The sequence below is a fragment of the Pedobacter sp. HMWF019 genome, assembly GCF_003061025.1.
Taxonomy (GTDB): Bacteria; Bacteroidota; Bacteroidia; order Sphingobacteriales; family Sphingobacteriaceae; genus Pedobacter.
The window spans coordinates 1-5305 of record NZ_QAIL01000562.1 but is presented as its reverse complement, the minus strand read 5'-3'; the positions used below and the strand labels follow the sequence as shown (position 1 = coordinate 5305).

The following is a 5305-nucleotide window of genomic DNA, read 5'->3' as shown; positions in this document are numbered from 1 at the left end:
CCTCTATATTTCGTGACATTTTCATTATAAAAGCAATTATAAGTTAAGCCGTTTTATAATCCGTTACCTGGATAAAGTGCTTACAGAAAGAATACTCTACTTCCTGATTGGAGCATACGACCAGCAATTTATCTGCCGAAAAGTCAGAAATCAGCTGATGATACCAGTCAATTCCCTGTGTATCCAGATTAGATGTCGGTTCGTCCAACAACAACATTGGCGTATCCGCACAACAAGCCAGTGCCAGTTTGGTCCGCTGCTTCATTCCGGAAGAAAAGTATTTCAAAGGCTTATCCTGAGCTCTTGCTAACCCCAGGCGTTCCAATAGGCCTTCAGCATCCATTCCTGCACTAAATTCTTTAAATTTAAAATGAAAACTGATGGTTTCCTGAAGCGTAAATTCTTCGATCAGGTCTAAATATGGAGCAGCAAAACTAATGCGTTTATAAATCTGCTCCACTGGAATATTTTTAGCCTCACTATAAGTGATGGTGCCTTCTGAAGGGGATAAACTCCCTGTAAGTACACTTAACAAAGTTGACTTTCCCGATCCGTTAGGCCCAAGTATCGCGTACTGCTCACCTGCTTTAAACTGATAAGAAAAATTCCGGAAAATCCATTCCTGGTTAAACCGGCGTCCAGCTTTATTTAAGTCAATGATCATCGGCTGAATTAACTGCCAGACCCAAAGCCCTTCATGACCCCGCGGTTCGAATTGCGGATAAAATCAACGATTTCATCGCGGATTTCAGTTGGCTTAAACTCTGCTTCTATCATATCCAGTGCCTTGGTCACATTATTATGTTTCACAAAAAGCACCCGGTAAATTTCCTGAATTTCATTGATCTTCTCAGAAGAAAAGCCCCTTCTTCTCAAACCCACAGAATTGATCCCCGCATAAGATAAAGGCTCCCTTGCAGCTTTTACATAAGGAGGAACATCTTTTCTCACCAATGAACCACCGGTCACAAAAGCGTGTGAACCAACCTTAACAAACTGATGGATGGCCACCAATCCGGCAAGTACCACGTAATTACCGATCGTAATATGTCCCGCAAGCGTGGTGCTATTGGAGAAAATACAATGGTCCCCAACTTCACAGTCATGGGCAATGTGAGAATAAGCCTGGATCAGGCAATTGCTTCCAATCACTGTTTTCCATTTATCTTTTGTTCCCCGGTTAATGGTTACGCACTCCCTGATCGTGGTATTGTCTCCGATTTCAGCTGTCGTTACCTCGCCCGCAAATTTAAGATCCTGCGGAACACCAGAGATCACCGATCCCGGAAAAACCCGACAGTTCTTACCAATGCGAGCCCCGTCCATGATCACCACATTTGATCCGATCCAGGTCCCCTCACCGATCTCCACATCTTTATGGATCACCGCAAAGGGCTCTATAACAACATTATCTGCTATTTTTGCTTGTGGGTGTATATATGCTAGAGGTTGGATCATGCCGTTTTATCGCTATCTTTAACTTTAACAATCTGCGCCATCATTTCGGCTTCAACTACAACTTTCTCACCAACCATACCCACGCCTTTCATTTGTGCAATGCCCCTTCTGATCGGTTCCATTAAATCACATCTGAAAACAATGGTATCTCCGGGAGAAACCTGCGCCCTAAAACGCACATTGTCAATTTTCAGGAACAAGGTAAGATAATTTCTTGGATCAGGCACAGTACTTAGTACCAAAATCCCTCCGGTCTGTGCCATAGCTTCAATCTGAATCACTCCTGGAAATACCGGAGCGCCAGGAAAATGCCCTTTAAAGAGCTCCTCATTCATCGTCACATTCTTTACACCCACCACATAAGTTTTGGTCAGCTCCAGGATTTTGTCGATAAACAGGAAGGGCTGCCTGTGTGGTAAAATGTCCATGATCTGCACCACATCATATAAAGGCTTTACAGACGGGTCGTACACATGCTGTACTTTTTTGTTTTTTTCTTTTTTGATGGCCGCTTTAATTTTTTTTGCAAAAGCAACGTTAGCCGCATGACCCGGCCTGGCCGCCATAATATGGCCTTTTAAATGCACCCCAACCAGTGCAAGGTCACCGATCATATCCAATAACTTATGTCTGGCCGGTTCATTTTGGTGCCTGAGCTCCATGTTATTCAGAATACCCTGAGGTGCTACATCAATCGCGTTTCTGTTAAATATTTTTGCCAGATGATCCAATTCGTCCCTGGTCACTTCTTTATCTACGATCACAATCGCATTGTTCAAATCCCCACCTTTGATCAGGTTGTTCTGCAACTGATATTCCAGTTCATGCAGAAAACAAAAGGTCCTGCAGGAAGCAATTTCTTTTTTAAACTCTGCTATGCTGGAGATACCAGCATGCTGACTACCCAAAACAGGAGAATTATAATCAATCATACAAGTAAACCGGTAGTCGTCCAGTGGCATAGCCACAATTTCTACCTTCCGGTCTGCCTCTGTATAAGTAATGTTGTGCGGGATCTGGAAATATTCCCGGTCTACATCCTGAAGAACTACTCCTGCCAATTCCAGCGCATCCAGAAACTGGATTGCACTACCATCCATAATTGGCGTTTCAGGACCATCCAGCTTCATCAGCACATTGTCCAGGTCCATTCCGACCAAAGAAGCCATCACATGCTCTACAGTACTTACGCTAGCTCCATTTTGGGATATAGTCGTTCCCCTTGCCGTATCCGTCACATTATCACAATCTGCGTCAACGATCGGCTGACCCGGAAGATCTATTCTTTGAAATTTAAACCCGTGGTTTTCCGGAGCAGGACAAAAAGTTAAAGTAACATTTGCACCGGTATGCAGGCCCACGCCTTTTACCGAAACCTCGTTCTTAATGGTTTTTTGTTTAACGTTCATTATTTTCCTGGTATTGTAGTACTACTTTGTTCTATTAGTAAGGTGAGTTTTTTAATCTTAGCCTCCAGCTCAGCAATCCTGAGCTCCACTGTTGGCAACTGTTTAAAGATAACGGAGGCCCGCATCCAGTTTCTTAATGGCTGGGCCGGACTACCGTGCCATTGTTTATTTTCTTCTGTAATATTGAAATTAACTCCAGCCTGTGCCCCAATTTGAGTTCCTTTGGCCAACGATAAATGACCGGCTATCCCCACCTGGCCGCCAACTACAGAATTTCCACCCAGCTTCGTGCTTCCGGAAATACCCGACTGAGCAGCGACAACGGTATGTTCGCCAACATCCACATTATGGGCAATCTGGATCAGATTGTCCAGTTTAACGCCTTTTCTGATGAAAGTAGAACCCATCGTTGCCCGGTCTATTGCCGTATTGGCTCCAATCTCTACATCATCTTCTATGATCACATTGCCAATCTGGGCAATTTTGGTATATGTTCCATCGGTTTGCGGGGCAAAACCAAAACCATCACTTCCGATGACGGTATTGGAATGAATAATAATCCTGTCTCCCAGTACAGAGCGGTTGTATATTTTCACCCCTGGATGCAGCACACAACGCGCACCAACCCGACTTTCCTCTCCAATAAATACCTGAGCGGCAATTTTTGTATCGTCGCCAATCACTACATTTTCTGCGATATAGCTAAAAGCCCCTATAAAAACATTCTTGCCGATTTTGGCTGTAGGATGGATAAAACTGGGCTCTTCTATGCCAGACTTATCCGCACTCTGATTCATGATTTCATTATACTTATCCAGTAGTACAGAAAATGCACTATAAGGATCTTTAACCTTTATTAAGGTGCAGGTAAAGTCCTGGGCAGGTGTAAAATCCTGACCAACAATCACCACAGAGGCCTCTGTCTGATATAAATAGTTTTCGTATTTAGGATTCGATAAAAAGCACAAAGACCCTGCCTTACCATCCTCTATCTTAGAAAGCTCAGCCACCTGAACATTTTCATCCCCCTCAATAGTCCCACTTAATAGTTCGCTTATCTGCTTGGCAGTAAATTGCATTTTACAAAGGTATATGTTAAATTGATATGAACAAATAAACCCATATAGGTTATCTTATTTTTAATATTGATCAGAAAAAAAACTAAACACGGAATAAAATTTGAATTCTAATGTTAAAAAATGCTAAATAATACGGGGATAGCAAAGGATATGCTTTTTAACCGTCTTATCCAGCGACTCTAAATTAGATAAATCAGATGCCTTTGCGATATCAATCCGCACATTATTTTTCAGAAGAATATTGATATTGCTGTTTCCCGCATTATAAGCCCGGTTCCAGATTTCGTCTGTAAAAACGAAATAACAGGCCTCTGCTTCAGAAATACCAAGTACCGCAGCCGCATTTTCCTTTAACAGCTGCACCCTCGCCTGTTCAGGAGCATCATTACTGATCTCTGTCTTATATAAATTCCGGGTGGTTAACATTCCACAAAGCCTGGACAAAATTTTATCCCGGTGATTTTCCCAAACCTTCACCGAAGCAAAAATATCCTGGTCATCAAGTTTCAAAAACTGCTGCAGATGCCACTCTTCTTTAAAAAAGTCCTGTTCCGAAATCTTACCCTGTAAAAAATGCTGTAAAGCCGGCGTAGCAAAAAGAGTTTCTCCACCCGATGCCAGTTCTTTTGCCCTTTCCAGAATCTTGACCAGCAGCTGTTCTCCCGCAATCACTGTTTTATGCAAATACACTTGCCAGTACATCAGCCGGCGGGCAATCAGAAAATTTTCAATAGAATAAATGCCTTTCTCTTCAATGACCAGTTCTCCATCCGCAATATTGAACATTTTGATAATCCGGTCAAAACTGATCACCCCCTCACTTACCCCGGTAAAAAAACTATCCCTGTTCAGATAGTCCATCCGATCCAGATCAAGCTGACTTGAAATCAATTGGTGAAGAAATTTTTTAGGACAGTTGCCTTTAAAAATATCAATCGCCCTTGTCAACCTGCCGTCAAATTCCAGGTTCAGTTTTTCCATGATCAACATAGAAATGTCCTCATGCTGAATTCCGTTCACCAACGTATGCTCCAGGGCATGTGAAAATGGCCCATGGCCTATATCGTGCAGCAAAATGGCAATAGTTGCCGCCTCTTCCTCTTCCTTACTGATCTGGTGTCCCTTACCTCTAAGTACCTCTATGGCAAGACTCATCAGGTGCATGGCGCCCAGAGCATGATGGAACCGGGTGTGCAAAGCACCGGGATACACAAGATGGGTCATTCCCAACTGTTTAATATACCTCAATCTTTGAAACCAGGGATGAGCGATCAGATCAAAAATCAGAGCAGAGGGGATATTGATAAACCCGTATACCGGGTCATTAATTATTTTCTTTTTATTCAATCTGTTATAAAT

Annotated in this window: 5 protein-coding genes; all 5 read right to left on the bottom strand. The window is 42.8% G+C overall.

The window, feature by feature from the left end; translation table 11 throughout:
* Nucleotides 1–43: 43 nt before the first annotated feature.
* A complete protein-coding gene (locus DBR11_RS27355; RefSeq protein ID WP_108555718.1) occupies nucleotides 44–664 on the bottom strand; it encodes an ABC transporter ATP-binding protein in 621 nt (206 codons plus the stop codon).
* Nucleotides 665–672: 8 nt separating this feature from the next.
* A complete protein-coding gene (gene lpxA / locus DBR11_RS27350) occupies nucleotides 673–1458 on the bottom strand; it encodes an acyl-ACP--UDP-N-acetylglucosamine O-acyltransferase (RefSeq protein WP_108555717.1) in 786 nt (261 codons plus the stop codon).
* Nucleotides 1455–2867, bottom strand: coding sequence for a bifunctional UDP-3-O-[3-hydroxymyristoyl] N-acetylglucosamine deacetylase/3-hydroxyacyl-ACP dehydratase (locus DBR11_RS27345; RefSeq protein ID WP_108555716.1), 1413 nt, complete (start codon nucleotides 2865–2867; stop codon nucleotides 1455–1457). The genes lpxA and DBR11_RS27345 overlap by 4 nt, the downstream gene beginning before the upstream one ends.
* A complete protein-coding gene (lpxD, locus tag DBR11_RS27340; RefSeq protein WP_108555715.1) occupies nucleotides 2867–3946 on the bottom strand; it encodes a UDP-3-O-(3-hydroxymyristoyl)glucosamine N-acyltransferase in 1080 nt (359 codons plus the stop codon). The genes DBR11_RS27345 and lpxD overlap by 1 nt, the downstream gene beginning before the upstream one ends.
* A 123-nt stretch (nucleotides 3947–4069) precedes the next feature.
* Nucleotides 4070–5293: an HD domain-containing protein gene (locus DBR11_RS27335; protein ID WP_108555719.1), complete on the bottom strand. Its 1224-nt coding sequence runs from the start codon at nucleotides 5291–5293 to the stop codon at nucleotides 4070–4072.
* Between the last annotated feature and the right edge of the window lie 12 nt (nucleotides 5294–5305).